Origin of the sequence: Xanthomonas massiliensis (genome assembly GCF_900018785.1) — a bacterium.
In the GTDB taxonomy this organism is placed as follows: domain Bacteria; phylum Pseudomonadota; class Gammaproteobacteria; order Xanthomonadales; family Xanthomonadaceae; genus Xanthomonas_B; species Xanthomonas_B massiliensis.
The window spans coordinates 1178162-1192566 of the sequence record NZ_FCOY01000007.1 but is presented as its reverse complement, the minus strand read 5'-3'; the positions used below and the strand labels follow the sequence as shown (position 1 = coordinate 1192566).

Annotated in this window: 12 protein-coding genes; 6 read left to right on the top strand and 6 right to left on the bottom strand. The window is 70.2% G+C overall.

Annotation, left to right across the window (positions count from 1 at the left end):
* Positions 1 to 39: 39 nt before the first annotated feature.
* The 4 genes from BN3794_RS15375 (at position 40) to BN3794_RS15360 (ending at position 2397) form a co-directional block, all read left to right on the top strand.
* On the top strand, positions 40 to 672 hold the full coding sequence (locus BN3794_RS15375; RefSeq protein WP_066098707.1) for an energy transducer TonB: 633 nt from the start codon (positions 40 to 42) through the stop codon (positions 670 to 672).
* A gap of 84 nt (positions 673 to 756) precedes the next feature.
* Positions 757 to 1506: a TonB-system energizer ExbB gene (gene exbB / locus BN3794_RS15370; protein ID WP_066098705.1), complete on the top strand. Its 750-nt coding sequence runs from the start codon at positions 757 to 759 to the stop codon at positions 1504 to 1506.
* Positions 1507 to 1554: 48 nt separating this feature from the next.
* Complete coding sequence (locus BN3794_RS15365; RefSeq protein ID WP_066098704.1) at positions 1555 to 1983, top strand: ExbD/TolR family protein; 429 nt, start codon at positions 1555 to 1557, stop codon at positions 1981 to 1983.
* A gap of 3 nt (positions 1984 to 1986) precedes the next feature.
* Positions 1987 to 2397 carry an ExbD/TolR family protein gene (locus tag BN3794_RS15360; RefSeq protein WP_066098702.1) on the top strand — a complete coding sequence of 137 codons (411 nt, stop codon included), beginning with the start codon at positions 1987 to 1989 and terminating at the stop codon, positions 2395 to 2397.
* Between the two features lie 1493 nt (positions 2398 to 3890).
* Here the strand turns inward: BN3794_RS15360 and BN3794_RS15355 are convergent.
* On the bottom strand, positions 3891 to 4151 hold the full coding sequence (locus tag BN3794_RS15355; RefSeq protein ID WP_066098700.1) for a hypothetical protein: 261 nt from the start codon (positions 4149 to 4151) through the stop codon (positions 3891 to 3893).
* A 67-nt stretch (positions 4152 to 4218) separates the two neighbouring features.
* Complete coding sequence (gene cls / locus BN3794_RS15350) at positions 4219 to 5682, bottom strand: cardiolipin synthase (RefSeq protein WP_066098698.1); 1464 nt, start codon at positions 5680 to 5682, stop codon at positions 4219 to 4221.
* Positions 5683 to 5786: 104 nt separating this feature from the next.
* Here cls and BN3794_RS15345 point away from each other — a divergent pair, with 104 nt between their 5' ends.
* Entirely contained in the window at positions 5787 to 6872 is a 1086-nt protein-coding gene (locus BN3794_RS15345) for a PA0069 family radical SAM protein (protein ID WP_066098696.1), read from the top strand.
* Between the two features lie 1105 nt (positions 6873 to 7977).
* Here the strand turns inward: BN3794_RS15345 and BN3794_RS15340 are convergent.
* Positions 7978 to 8688, bottom strand: a complete 711-nt coding sequence (locus BN3794_RS15340; RefSeq protein ID WP_066098694.1) for a 2OG-Fe(II) oxygenase — start codon at positions 8686 to 8688, stop codon at positions 7978 to 7980.
* Positions 8689 to 8787: 99 nt separating this feature from the next.
* On the opposite strand from BN3794_RS15340, the gene BN3794_RS15335 reads away from it, so the two are divergent.
* Positions 8788 to 9327, top strand: coding sequence for a nucleoside 2-deoxyribosyltransferase (locus tag BN3794_RS15335; protein ID WP_066098988.1), 540 nt, complete (start codon positions 8788 to 8790; stop codon positions 9325 to 9327).
* A gap of 12 nt (positions 9328 to 9339) precedes the next feature.
* On the opposite strand, the gene BN3794_RS15330 is transcribed toward BN3794_RS15335, so the two are convergent.
* The 3 genes from BN3794_RS15330 to BN3794_RS15320 form a co-directional block, all read right to left on the bottom strand.
* Positions 9340 to 10944 (bottom strand): APC family permease, encoded by a 1605-nt coding sequence (locus tag BN3794_RS15330; RefSeq protein ID WP_066098692.1) that lies wholly within the window; start codon positions 10942 to 10944, stop codon positions 9340 to 9342.
* 1684 nt (positions 10945 to 12628) lie between these two features.
* Positions 12629 to 13072 carry a hypothetical protein gene (locus tag BN3794_RS15325; protein WP_066098690.1) on the bottom strand — a complete coding sequence of 148 codons (444 nt, stop codon included), beginning with the start codon at positions 13070 to 13072 and terminating at the stop codon, positions 12629 to 12631.
* A 69-nt stretch (positions 13073 to 13141) separates the two neighbouring features.
* Positions 13142 to 14173 carry a class 1 fructose-bisphosphatase gene (locus BN3794_RS15320; protein WP_066098688.1) on the bottom strand — a complete coding sequence of 344 codons (1032 nt, stop codon included), beginning with the start codon at positions 14171 to 14173 and terminating at the stop codon, positions 13142 to 13144.
* Positions 14174 to 14405 lie beyond the last annotated feature (232 nt).

The window sequence follows — 14405 nt, the reverse complement described above, 5'->3', positions numbered from 1 at the left end:
CGGGTCGGATCCCACTCCCCTATCACGAGCCAACGGCGCATGACGGAACAACTGGTTGTCCACCGGCGACCCGAAGAGGACAAGAAGGGCCTGAACTGGGCCCGGATCTTCGGATATGCCTTCGTAATCGCACTGCATCTGACGGTGCTGATGTTGCTGCTGATTCCGGCGGTCGCGCCCAAGGCCGTGGCCGAGAAGGAGCGCAATATCGCCGTGACCCTGGTCGATGCGCCGCCGCCGCCCCCTCCGCCGCCGGTGAAGAACCTGGCGCCGCCGAAGCCGAGCCCGGTGCCGCCGCCGCCGCAGGCGCCGATCGTCGACGTGCCCGAGCCGCGCGCCAACGACATCGTCACCCCGCCCTCGCCGCCCTCGCCCCCGGCCCCGCCGAGCGACGTCAGCGCGAGCGTGGACATCTCCTCGAAGAACATGAACCCGCCGAAGTACCCGCCGTCCGCGTTCCGCGCCGGCATCCAGGGCGAGGTCATCCTGATCATCGACGTGGATGCCAGTGGCAACGTCACCAATGTCTCGGTCGAAAAGTCCAGCCGCAATCGCGACCTCGACCGCGCCGCAATGGAAGCGGCACGCAGGTGGAAGTTCAACGCCGCCATGGTTGATGGCAAGAAGAGCGCCGGCCGCGTCCGCGTCCCGGTCAACTTCGCCCTGAACTGATCCGCAGGGGCCGGCCGCGGCCGGCCCACGGATCCAGGTTTTTCCCGCACCACCCTTCTTCAACACACAACAAAGGTAAGCGTCATGCTGCAGGAAATCTTCATCGCCGCTGCTGCCGGGGGTAGCAATGCATCGGCCGCCCTCTCGCAGATGGGCTTCGGGCATCTGCTGGGCGAAATGACCTCCAATCCTGGCGAGTTCGCCGTGTCCTGGGTGGTGCTGATCACCCTGATCGTCATGTCGGCCTCGTCCTGGTACTGGACGATCATCAACATCTTCCGTGCCACCCGCCTCAAGAGCGCCGCCGAGCGCGTCGTCAACAAGTTCTGGGAAGCCCCGAACGCCCAGGAAGCCGTCAAGGCGATGGAAGAGGAGCCCGTTTCCGAGCCCTTCTCCAAGATCGCGCTGGACGCCGCCCAGGCCGCGGCCTACTACCAGAAGATCGAAGGCAAGGGCGAGAACCTGAGCCGCTCGGAGTTCGTCGATCGTGCCCTGCGCCAGGCTGTGGTGCGCGAGAGCGGCCGCCTGCAGTCGGGCATGATCCTGCTGGCCACCGTCGGCGCGACCGCCCCGTTCGTCGGTCTGCTCGGTACCGTGTGGGGCATCTACGGCGCCCTGATCAAGATCGGTGCTTCCGGCTCGGCCTCGATCGACGCGGTCGCCGGCCCGGTGGGCGAGGCGCTGATCATGACCGCCATCGGCCTGTTCGTGGCCATCCCGGCGGTGTTCGCGTTCAACTTCTTCAGCAAGATCAACAACGCGACGATCGCCAAGTTCGACACCTTCGCGCACGACCTGCACGACTTCTTCGCCACCGGCTCGCGCATCCACTGAGCCGGACCGGTACAAGCAGTCATCGCAACGACCTAGACGGAGCCCGTTATGGCTTTCAGTAGTGGTAACAGCGCCGGCCCGATGGCCGACATCAACGTCACCCCCCTCGTGGACGTGATGCTGGTGCTGCTGATCATCTTCATCATCACGGCGCCCCTGATGTCGCACAAGGTGAAGGTCGAGCTGCCCGAGGCCAACCTCAAGCAGAAACCGGAAGACGAACAGAAGCGTTCCAATCCGATCACGCTCGCGGTCAAGGAAGACGGTTCGCTCTACTGGAACGACGAGCCGATCACCAAGGAAACCCTGGAATCGCGCCTGTCGACCGCCGCCCAGCAGACGCCCCAGCCCCCGCTCAACCTGCGTGGCGACAGGACCACCAAGATGAGCACGATCAACGACATCACCAAGATCGCGCAAGGCCAGGGCATGCTGGACATCGGGTTCGTTGCGACCAAAGAGAAGAAGGGGCAATAAACCATGGCCTTCAGTAGTGGCAACAAGGGGCCGATGGCCGAAATCAACGTCACGCCGCTGATCGACGTGATGCTGGTGCTGCTGATCATCTTCATCGTCACCGCCCCGATCATGACCTACCCGATCGCCGTCGATCTGCCGCAGCGGGTGCTCAACCCGCCGCCGCAGACCACGGAGCCGCCGCCGCCGATCGAGCTGCGCATCGACGCCAGCAACCAGGTGTACTGGAACAACAATCCGGTCGCCGTGGGCGAGCTGCAGCAGCGCATGGAGGAGGAAGTGCAGAAGGATCCGACCAACCAGCCCGAGCTGCGGATCGATGCCAACCCCGATTCCGAGTACGAGGTGATGGCCAGGGTTCTGGCTGCCGCCAAGAACGCGGACATGAAGAAGATCGGCTTCGTCCAGCAGTAGCCGTAACCGCGACAACCGCGGGGGCGTCAAGCACCCGGCGCGATGCCCGCCGCGTAAAACCAGTCATGACGCGACTGCAAGGTGCCACCGGCGACGGTGGCGCCTTTTTTTTCGCCGTTAGCGAGGCCCGTTCGCCAACGGATGGGAATCCGGCCTAGGCGACGCGTCATGGCGCGGCCGCCGAGGCTTGGCGTTGTCGGGGATTGCGACAGGGCGGACGGAAGCATGAAGCCGTACTACGCGGCATGATTTGCGGCGAATTCCGGTGCCCGGGTGGCATGCATCGGGGAAGGCGCGGTCGGGCACGGCGCTCTGCCTTGGTTGGCGCGAGTGGCGAATGGTTCCGGTCGGTGCCGGTCAGCGGGGACCATCGTCGTGTTGGTCGGATAGCGGACGGCGTCCTCGCCGGGGTTCCGGTCGAGGACACCCGCGCGCCGTGATCGCCATCGGGCCGCCGGGCAGGAATGCAAGCGCTGCAAGCGGCGGCCTGTCGTACGAGGTGTGGCGGCCGGGAAAGCGTGACCTCCCTACTCCAGTCGGCGGATTTGGCGGCAGCGCCTAGCGCGGCATGGAACGGCAACGAGCTCCAGAATGGTGGCCGTCGCTCGGCCAACGGGAGCAGCGGTCGCACAGCGATGTGTCCGACAGTTCGAGCGAGGCCCGGGTCATGATCGCCGGGACCTGCGGAGCGGCTGTCAGCGCGGCACCACCTCATAGGCCGGCGTCGACGCTGGTTCGTCCTTGGGGCTTCCGCTCGAGGACACCCGGGCCACCATCGCCATGAGGCCGCTGGACACGAGCGAAATGCCGGAGGCGGCGGCCGGTTGTGCGAGACGTGACCGCGGCGTTCGGAAAGCCCGGTCCTTCCAACCACCTCAGATCGGCAGGTTTGGCGGGGATGCCTGGGGGGGGCATCGGCCGGCACGAGCTCCGGGACGGCGGCCGTCGCCTGGCCGACCGGCGTCGCGGCCGGGCGGCGGTACACCGACGGAGGGCCACCATCGCCATGAGGCCGCTGGACACGAGCGAAATGCCGGAGGCGGCGGCCGGTCGTGCGAGACGTGACCGCGGCGTTCGGAATGCCCGGCCTTTCCAACCACCTCAGGTCGGCAGGTTTGGCGGGGATATCCGGCTGGCATCGGTCGGCACGAGCTCCGGGACGGCCGTCGCCTGGCCGACCGGCGTCGCGGCTGGGTGGCGATACGTCCGACGGTTCCGTCAACGCCCGAGTCACGCTTGAGCCGGCACTTGGCCGCGGCACCGCATGACGGCCCGGCGTCGGCGCGCGGCCGCCCTCTATCGGCTGCCGGTCGGGGACGCGCGTGCCGCATCCGTCACGAGGCTGCGGGGTCAGGAACGCAACTGGTGGAGAGCGGACGCACGAGACGTAATCGGGGTGGCCTGCCGGCCACCCGGTCGCTAGGGCCTGCCCGCACCGGCGAAGGCGTCGCAGGAGGAGCTTCTGCAAGACCGACCGGCGCGGCGGCCGGGTGTCAGTGTGCCTGCCGGTCCCCGGCCGGGTCCTGGTCGCGCCGCGCCCGCGCCTGCTCGCGCATGCGCTGCAATTCGGCCGGCGTGACCATGAGCGGGGTCCGGTTGTCGGCTTGCCCCATCCGGGCCAGGTACCAGCCGCGGATCCACAGCACGAAGAACAGCAGCGAAGCCAGCAGCGACAGCAGCAGCAGGCCCATGTGCGGCGTGGAAAACGCCAGCACGAGGGCGCCGAAGGCCAGCAGCAGGAACAACCAGTGCATCACGCGCATCCTCCCCGGAGACCGGCGGAGTGTAGCGCCTGCGCGGTGCCGCGTTCCACGTGGCGCGCTACAGCAACGGCGAGGCCAGGCGCGCCATCGCCTCGGGCAGGCGCTGGCGCCACAGGCTGCCGCCGCGCGGGGCGGTGACCTCGCGCGCCTGGGCCAGGTCGCCGGCCAGGACCGCTTCCAGCGCGGCGGCCATGGCGCGGTCGCGGAACAGCATGGAGACCTCGAAGTTGAGGCGGAAGCTGCGGTGGTCGAAGTTGGCGCTGCCGAACAGGCACAGCTCCGCGTCCACCAGCAGGGCCTTGCTGTGCAGCATGCGCGGGCCGTACTCGAACACGCGCACGCCGGCGGCCAGCAGTTCGTCGAAGTACGAGCGCGCCGCCCAGGTGACGAAGCGCGAGTCGCTGACCCGCGGCACCAGCAGGCGCACGTCCAGGCCGGCCAGCGCCGCCGAGGTCAATGCCATGCGCGCGGCCTCGCCGGGCACGAAGTACGGCGTGGCCAGCCACACGCGCTCGCGTGCGCCGTGGATGGCGGCGACGTGCAGGCGGTGGATGGCCTCCAGCGCCGAATCCGGCCCGGAGACCACCACCTGGGCATGGATGCCGCCGTCGCGCCGCGCAGGCATGTCGCGCGGCCATAGCCGGTGCACGTCCAGCGACGAGGTGGCCTGGCGGCCGGCATACAGCCAGTCCTCGACGAAGACCATCTGCAGGCTGCGTACCACGTGGCCTTCCACGCGCAGGTGCAGGTCGCGGTAGGCGTCGGCGCGCAGCGCCTCGTTCTCCGTGTCGGTCACGTTGATGCCGCCGGTGAAGGCGATGCGCCCGTCGACGATGGCGATCTTGCGGTGGGTGCGCAGGTTCACCCAGGGCCGCCGGAACGGCTTGAGCACCTGTGCGGGATGGAACCAGAGCACTTCGCCGCCGGCCTGGCGCAGCGGTTCCAGGAACGCGCGGCGCACGCGCGAGGAGCCGACCGCGTCGAGCAGCACCCTCACCGCGACGCCGGCGCGCGCGCGCTCGACCAGGGCGTCGCGCACCCGGGTGCCGGTCGTGTCCGGCTCGAAGATGTAGTACTCCAGGTGCACGTGGTCGGTGGCCGCGGCGATCGCTTCCAGCAGCGCGGCATAGGTCGCCGCGCCGTCCACCAGCAGGTCCGCGCGGGTGGCCGAGGACGGGGCCAGGCCGGTGCTGGCCTGGGCCAGCAGGGCCAGCTCGCTGCAGTCGGCATCCACCGGGCACATCGCGCCGTATTGCTCCAGACCCGCCCGCGAGCGGCCGCGGCGCAGGCGCTGGCGCTTGATCCGCTGCGGCCCGAGCAGCCAGTAGATGAACAGCCCGAGGTAGGGCAGCGCGGCCAGCGACAGGATCCAGCTCAGCGTCGCCGCCGGCTCGCGCTTCTGCAGCACGATCCAGACGAGCAGGTAGGCCAGGTAGGCGACGTAGGCGGCGGTCAGCCACGCCGACAGGTGCGGCAGGCCGGCGAGCCACTGCCAGGCGCTGGAGAGGGCGGCGAAGGGCATGGGCGGATTCTATCGGTCCGCCGCCTTCGCCAGGCCCGGAGGAGCGGCTGAACCCTTCAGGCCGCGTCGCAGGCGGCGAGACGCGGCCGCGCTAGCCTCGTGCAATGGCTACACCGATCAAAGGACGGGGTGCACTCCGGCACCTGCCCGGGCGCTTCGAGGTGACCGTCAGCGAGGCCTTCGACGACGGCTGGGACGGCGCGGAGGCGGACGAGTTCGCCGCGCCGCGGCTGCGTACCCAGGTCACCGAGGAAACCGCGCGCAGCATCATCAGCCGCAACACCTCGCCGGACGTCGGCTTCGACCGCTCGGTGAACCCGTACCGCGGCTGCGAGCACGGCTGCTCGTACTGCTTCGCCCGCCCCAGCCACGCCTACCTCAACCTGTCGCCGGGGCTGGACTTCGAGACACGCCTGTTCGCCAAGACCAACGCGCCGGAACTGCTGCGTCGCGAGCTGGCCAGGCCCGGCTACGTGCCCGCGCCGATCGCGCTGGGCATCAACACCGATGCCTACCAGCCGATCGAGCGCAAGCTGCAGCTGACCCGGCGCCTGATCGAGGTGCTGCTGGAGACGCGTCATCCCTTCACCCTGATCACCAAGAACGCGCTGGTCGAGCGCGACCTGGACCTGCTGGTGCCGCTGGCCGAGCAGAACCTGGTGAGCGTGGCGTTCTCGGTGACCACCCTGGACCCACACCTGTCGGCGCGGCTGGAGCCGCGCGCCGCCGCCCCGCATGCGCGCCTGCGGGCGATGAAGCGCCTGGCCGAGGCCGGGGTCCCGGTCGGGGTGATGGCCGCACCGATGATCCCGTGGGTAAACGACGCCGAGCTGGAAGCGATACTGGAAGCGGCGCGCGAGGCCGGCGCCGGCACCGCCGGCTACGTGCTGCTGCGCCTGCCGCACGAGGTCGCGCCGCTGTTCCGGGACTGGCTGGAAGCGCACGTACCCGACCGCGCCGAGCACGTGATGAGCACGATCCGCCAGCTGCGCGGCGGCAAGGACTACGACAGCCGGTTCGGCACGCGCATGAGTGGCCAGGGCGTATACGCGGAGTTGCTCGCGCGCCGCTTCGCGCTGGCCCGGCGCCGGTTCGGCTTCGACGGCGGGCGCTTCGCCGGCCTGGACTGCAGCCGTTTCACGCCGCCGTTGCCGCCGCGGCCGGCGTCGCCGCAGGGCGAGCTGTTCTGAGTGCGGGCGGGGGCGCGGCGGCCAGCGCACCCTGCGTCGCTGGAGCGAGCCGCGTTGCCTGGTCGATGCGTTTCGGTGCCGGTGGCACTTCCCGCGCCGGGAATCCCGCGATGGATCGTGGCCGATGTCCACGGAACGAACCGCGGTAGAGACGGCTGGAGCGGCTGGGAGATCGAGGTCGTCGGTCACGAGGCCGCGGCTTGAATCGGTCGCCGGCGGTCCGGTATCCCGCCGGCGATTGGAGGGAGGGCCCCTACCTGCCCGGCCTGTCATCGGCAGGTTGGCCGGTTCGCAGGTCGTTGCTGCCACGCGCGATCGGTGTTGCGACCACATCGATCATCGCTCCAACGCGGACCGGGCATGGCGGTGCTGGTCCATGGAGATGCCGAATCTCCGTCGCTGCAGATGGCCCGTGGGCGAGCCACGGCGCCTGGGAGTGCGAATCCTCCAACCACTCATGCGTCGCCGTGACCGGCGATGCCAAAGCGAAAGATCGCGGCCGCTGGCTGATGGAGATGCCAGGCATCGCCGTTTTCGCCAGAAGGCCCGTAAGTAGCCTGGATACCAGGGAGTGCGAATTCTCCGGCCATCGTGCATGCATCGCCAGGACCGGAGATGCCAGCGCGAAAGGCCGCGACTGCTGGCCGACGAAGATGCCTGGGCGTCGCCCTCTCGCCAGAGGGTTCGTAAGTGAGCCGTGGTACTTGGGGTGCGAATTTTCCGGCCATCCTGCACGCGTCGCCAGGACCGGCGATGCCAGCGCGAAAGGCCGCGACTGCTGGCCGACGAAGATGCCGGGGGTCGCCCTCTCGCCAGAGGGGCCGCAAGCGGACGATGGCACTTGGGAGTGCGAATCTACTGGTTATCGATGCATGCATCGCCAGGCCCGGCAGAGAACCGCGCTTGCTGCCGGACGGCATGCCGTGTCCGCACCAGCCGGCGTGCTCTTGATGGCCGGCAGCGGCGCAACGCCGGTGTCCGGGATCGCGGCAGGCACCGCACGCCGGGTCATGCCGGCTTACCGGTTGAAGGATGAGTCCTCCACTCGTCGCGGACGCCTGTTCCTGCGCCGCGCATCCGCAGACGCATGCACCTACGGCACCGCTCAGCGCGCGCCGTAGAGCCGCTCGGCGCTCTGGAACAGGATCCAGCTGGTGGCGATGAACTTGTCGCCGCCCAGTGGACGATTGCCGCGGTGGGTATGGGTGAAGGCGGTCGGGGCGATCAGCAGGCTGCCGGTGCGCGGGGCGATCTTGCGGTGCTGGAACAGGAATTCCGTCTCGCCCTCGTCGAAGCCGTCGTTGAGGTACAGCGTCCACAGCAGGTGGCGGTGCAGCGTCTGCGCGCCGGCATCGCGCGGGTACAGCTCGCAATGCCAGTACGGGTAGCCGCCCTGCCCGGCCTCGTACCACTGCAGGTTGGCCGCACCCGGGCGCAGGCAGGTACGCGCCAGGTCGGCCAGGGTCGCCTCGTCCATCGTGGCGAAATCGTCGGCCTGCAGGCGCCGCGCCCGGCCGTCCGCACCCGGGACCTGCAGCATCAAGGGCGAGATCAGCGCCTGCGGATAGCGGCGCAGGTAGTGCAGCAGCGCGCCGAACACGGCCTGCTGGATCTGCCGGTCCATGTCGGCCCAGTCGGCGAGCGCGGAGATGCGCAGGTCGCGGCTGCGCTTGAGTTCCGGGAACACGCCGCCGCCGACCGAGCCGGGCGCGAGCTGCGCGCTGGCGCGCATGCGCGCGACGATGGCCGCGCACAGCGGCGGCGGCAGCACCTCCTCGTAGACCTCGATGAAGTCGTCGCGCGCGTTCTTTTCCATCGCCGAAGTCTAGCCGGCGGCGGCGGATGCGTCCGCCCGTCCACTGGCCGCGGCGGGGATCGGGGCGGACAATGGCCCTTCCCCACGCAGTCGATGCCGATGATCCGCACCCTCTATCTCGCCGGCCCGGACGTGTTCCGGCCGGACGCCGCCGGCCATGCGCGCCAGCTCAAGGCGCTGTGCGCCCGCCACGGTTTCGAAGGCCTGTTCCCGCTCGATGCCCAGGTCCACGAACAGGCGGTGGCCACCGCGGCCGAGCGCGCCGCGTGGATCTACCGCGCCGACGTCGGCCTGCTCGACCGCGCCGACGCGGTGCTGGCGAACCTGGATTTCTTCCGCGGTGCCGAGCCGGACAGCGGGACTTGTTTCGAGATCGGCTACGCGGTGGCCAAGGGCAAGCCGGTCTACGGCTACGTGCCCGAGACCGGCAGCTGGGCCGAGCGCATCCGCGCGCGCCATCCGCAGATGGCCGGGGCCGATCCGTCGGTGGACGTGGCCGGCTGGGAGCTGGAGGAATTCGGCCTGCCGCTCAACCTGATGCTGGCGGTCCCGGCGGTGGTCGTGGCCGGGGGTGCCGAGGCCGCCCTGGCGCGCCTGCGCGCCGACCTGGATGCCGGCCGGCTGGGCGCCGCCGCCTGAAGCGCGGCGGGGTCAGTGCGCCTGGCGGTTGATCGCCTCGATCGCCGGGGTACGCCAGCCCGAGCGCACGCCCCACAGGTAGAAGACCAGGCCGATCACCGCCACCACCGCCAGGTCGACCCCGTCGGGCAGGTAGCCACGGCCGCCGAAGGTCGTGCTGCCGGCCCAGGACACCAGGGCCATCGCCGGCAGGTAGGCGATCAGCCAGGCCGCCCCGCGCAGCTGGTGGCCGAAGCCGTCCCAGCCGCGCTTGGCCTGGTACCAGGCGTACACCGGCAGGGCCACGACCATCAGCACGATGATCTGCCCGGTCAACGGCCAGCGCGCCCAGTACAGCAGTTCGGTGGCGAGCACGAATGCCGCGCCGGCCAGCACCGGCAGCGCGAACACGCGCAGCGGGCGGTCGACGTCCGGGGCGGTGCGGCGCAGCGTCATCGCGCTGATCGGGCCGGTCAGGTAGGAGATGATCGTCGCCACCGAGATCACCGCCGCCAGCGTGCCCCAGCCGCGGAAGAAGAACAGGAACAGGTAGGACACGCCCAGGTTGAAGAACATCGCCGGGCGCGGCACGCCCCAGCGCGGATGCACCTTGCCCAGCACCTTGGGCAGCGTGCCGTTCTTCTCCATGCCGTAGATCATCCGCGCGGTGGTGGCGGTGTAGGTGATGCCGGTGCCGGACGGGCTGATGAAGGCGTCCACGTACAGCAGGATCGCCAGCCAGTGCAGGTTGACGATGATGGCCAGCTCGGCGAACGGCGAGCGGAAGTCGATGCCGTGCCAGCCGGCCTTGGCCAGCAGGTCCGGCGGCACCGAGCCCAGGTAGGCCACCTGCAGCAGCAGGTACACCACCGTGGCCAGCGCGATCGAACCGAGCACCGCGAACGGGATGCTGCGCCCCGGGTTGCGCGCCTCGCCGGCCAGGTTCACCGGGCTCTGGAAGCCGTTGAAGCTGAACACGATGCCGGCGGTGGCCACCGCGGTCAGGATCGCCGCGTAGTCCAGCACGTGCGCATCGCCGTGCAGGCCGACGCTGAAGTTCTCGCGGTGGAAGCCGCTGGCGATCAGGGCGATGCCGGTGGCGGCGGGCACGACCAGCTTGAACACGGTGATCAGTGAATTGGAGCGCGCGAACAGCTTCACGCTCCAGAAGTTGAGCAGGAAATACACCAGCACCAGCACCGCGGCGATCAGCAGCCCGGGCACCGACAGCTCGCCGGCCCCGCCGGGGGCGTGCACGTACAGGTCCTGCGCCCACTGCCACGGCCAGGAAGCCATGTACTGCACCGAGGCCTCCGCCTCCACCGGGATCACCGAGACGATGGCGATCCAGTTGGCCCAGCCGGCGATGAACCCGACCAGCGCGCCGTGCGAGTAGTGGCTGTAGCGCACCATGCCGCCGGACTCGGGGAACATCGCGCCCAGCTCGGCGTAGGACAGGGCGATGGTGGTGATGATCACCGCGCCGATCACCCAGGCCCAGATCGCGCCGGGCCCGGCCAGGCCGGCCGCGCGCCATGCGCCGAACAGCCAGCCCGAACCGATGATCGAGCCCAGGCCGGTGAGCATCAGGGCGAAGGGGCCGACGTCGCGGCGGATCGGGCTGGCGGATTCGGACATGCGCGTAGTTCTCGTTGTACAGGCCGCGGCAGGCGCGGGCCGAAGCCGTCGATTCTCGCAGATCTGCAGCGGGTGGGCATGGCCTAGCGTCGCCGGGGGCCTGTGCGGCACCGGCGGGCGGATCCGCGTCCGGCCAGGACCGCCGCGGCGTGGATCCGTGATGAAGGCGACGGGCCAGGGAGACAAGACGTCCATGCGTGGCGCCGGCCGGGCCGCGGCGGTGCAGCCTTCCGCCTGAAGCACCGTTGCCTCGTCGTGGCTCGTGCGATCGAGCCGGACATCGCGGGCGGATGCCGCGTTCCGGGTCGCGCATCGTGCTTCTGCCACCGGCTCACGGAAGCCGATGAGGCTGGGCACGCTGCCGCTGCCGCTGCCGGTGGTGTCGGACGGGATCCGGTACGTGCTTTTGCTGCGTCCCGATCGCGTCGTCCTGCCCACCGGTTGTGTAGGCCCGTGAAGCCGGACATGCTGTCGCTGTCGCTGTCGCTGTCGCTGTCGCTGTCGCTGTCGTTGTCGCTGTCGCTGCCGCTGCCGCTGCCGGTGGCCGCGGACGGGATCGCCACGTGATCCGGTACGTGGGCTTCGCTTCTGCCTTGCGGAGTTCGGGATCCGCGCTGCGGTGGCGGCGGCGCTCGTACTCGGCACCGGCCGTTCGCGAGGGACGATCGTCGAACGCAACGGGTTCGTTCCGTCTCGGAAAGCCAGCACATGCCGCCGAGGCCCGGCTCCGTCGATCCTGGCGGCTGTCGAAGAACGAAGGCTTGCAATGTCCCGCCCGAGGCCGGCTTGCGTTGTGGATCGTCGGGGATGAGCCAGGCCGCGCGATGGCCCGGGCCACGCCGGCGGAGGATGGCTCGCCTTACACAGCGACGGCATGGGCCGCACGTATTCCAGCGGTCGCCGTGCCCCGCGTCGATTCCCCGAGATCGGGAAGGCTGCACCGCGCTGGCGGCAGGGCTTAGGTGCTTCGCGGGCTGCGGGGTGACACGTCTGCGCGCGGATGCGGTGTCCGGACTGCTCCGATGACCGCAAGCCATCGTTCGCGATGGCCACCGACATCCGCGTGCGCGTCCCAGCGCCCCCCCGGCCGCCGTTGCGGGGGTACCTGTGCCAGCCATCGTATTCCAGCGGTCGCCGTAACCCGCGTCGATTCCCCCAGGACCGGGAAGGCCGCACCGCGCTGGCGGCAGGGCTTAGGTGCTTCGCGGGCTGCGGGATGGCACGTCGGTGCGCGGATGTGGCGTCCGGATTGCTTCGATGACCGCAAGCCATCGTTCGCGATGGCCCTGGACATCGGTGAGCACGACTCGGCACTGCGCCGCCCCGCCGTTGCGGGGCACCCGTGCCAGCCATCGTATTCCGACGGTCGCCCTGCCCCGCATCGATTCCCCCCGGACCGCGAAGGCCGCACCGTGCTGCCAGCAAGGCTCCCGGCGCTCCGCGCGCTGCCGGGCGACACGTCGGTGCGCGGATGTGGCGTCCGGATTGATCCGATGACCGCAAGCCATCGTTCGCGATGGTCCTGGACATCGGTGAGCACGACTCGGCGCTGCGCCGCCCCGCCGTTGCGGGGCACCCGGGGCCGGCCACCGTCCGGCCGCCGCGCGCGGCGCATGGCCTGTGCGGCGTCGCTACACCGGGCCGGCTACGAGTAGCTCGATTCTCGTCCCGCGCCCGATATCGCTCACAGCGCCCGGATCTGGTCCGGGTCGGTGACCCGCACGTGGGTCTGGTAGTAGTACTTGCCGCTGGGCTTGCCGCCGACGGTGAAGTCGATGCGCACGCGCCGTGCAGCGCCGCTGACCAGCAGCCGCTTGCCGCGCAGCGTGGCCTGCAGCGGCGTGCCGAAGCGCTGCGCCAGCCCGGCCTCGGCCTGCGGGTCCACGGCGATGCTCAGGTTGCGCGGGTCGCGGTAGTCGCGTTCGGAGTTGAGGAACAGCCGGCCGCGATCCTCGCCGGTGGCCTGCACGGTCAGGGCGAACACGCCCGACACGTCGCGCCCGCTGGCGGCCGCGGCCAGCTGCACGGCCTGCATCGGCGCGATCCAGGGGGCCGCGTCGGCCGCCGGTTGCGCCGGCCTGGCCGGCCTGCCGGCACATCCGGCCAGCAGCGCCGCGGCCAGCAGCATCGTCAGCGAAACCCGTCTTGTCGCCACATCCATGGGGAGCACCTGGTCAGGGGAAGGAACGGATCGGGATCACCGCGCGGGCGCGGCCGCGTCCAGGTCGCGATAGTAGCGCTCGGCCTCGGCCACTTCGTTGCGCGAGCCCAGGAAGACCGGCACGCGCTGGTGCAGCCGCGCCGGCTGCACTTCGAGGATGCGCCCGCGCCCGGTGCTGGCCGCGCCGCCGGCCTGCTCCACCAGCATGCCCATCGGGTTGGCCTCGTACATCAGGCGCAGCTTGCCGGCGCGCTCGGGCTCGCGCTGGTCCCACGGGTACATGAAGATGCCGCCGCGGGTGAGGATGCGGTGCACGTCGGCGACCATGCTGGCGATCCAGCGCATGTTGAAGTCCTTGCCGCGCGGGCCCCCGGTGCCGGCGAGCATGTCGCGCACGTAGTGCTGCACAGCGCCGTCCCAGTGGCGCTCGTTGGACATGTTGATGGCGAACTCCTTGGTGTCCGCCGGGATCCGCATGTCGGCGCGGGTCAGCAGGAACGCGCCGGTCTCGCGGTCCAGGGTGAAGGCGTGGGTTCCGTGGCCGACGGTGAGCACCAACATCGTGCTCGGCCCGTAGATGCAGTAGCCGGCGGCGATCTGCTCGGTACCCGGCTGCAGGAAGTGTTCGTCGTGCACCTGCTCCACGCCGGCCGGCAGGCGCAGCACCGAGAAGATGGTGCCCACCGAGACGTTGACGTCGATGTTGGAGCTGCCGTCGAGCGGATCGAACAGCAGCAGGAAGTCGCCGCGCGGATACTGCGCCGGCACCGGCTGGCAGTGCTCCATTTCCTCGGAGGCGCTGGCCGCCAGGTGGCCGCCCCAGGCGTTGGCGTCGAGCAGGATCTCGTTGCTGATCACGTCCAGCTTCTTCTGCGCCTCGCCCTGGATATTGCCGGTGCCGGCCTCGCCGAGCACGCCGCCCAGCGCGCCCTTGCCCACCGCGATGGCGATGCTGGTGCAGGCGCGCGAGACGATGGTGATCAGCTGGCGCAGCTCGGCGTCGATATGGCCGGCGCGTTGTTCCTCGATCAGGAAGCGGGTCAGCGAGGGATAGGCTTGGGCGGACATGGCGGGCGCGCCTTCTGACGGGAAGAACGGCCATTGTCCCCGCCCGGCCGGCACCGGGACAAGCACGCATCCCGGTCCGCCGCTGGAGGCGGGCGGCGCGGCGTGGGGCGGCGTCGCCCGCCACCGGCACCGGCCGCCGATGGATCTCCGGCGGCGGAGCCGCCAACGCCGGTTTCGATTCGCGCGCCGCCGTGCGCCGCCGGCGGCGATGCGGCGCCAGCGGTGGCCGGAT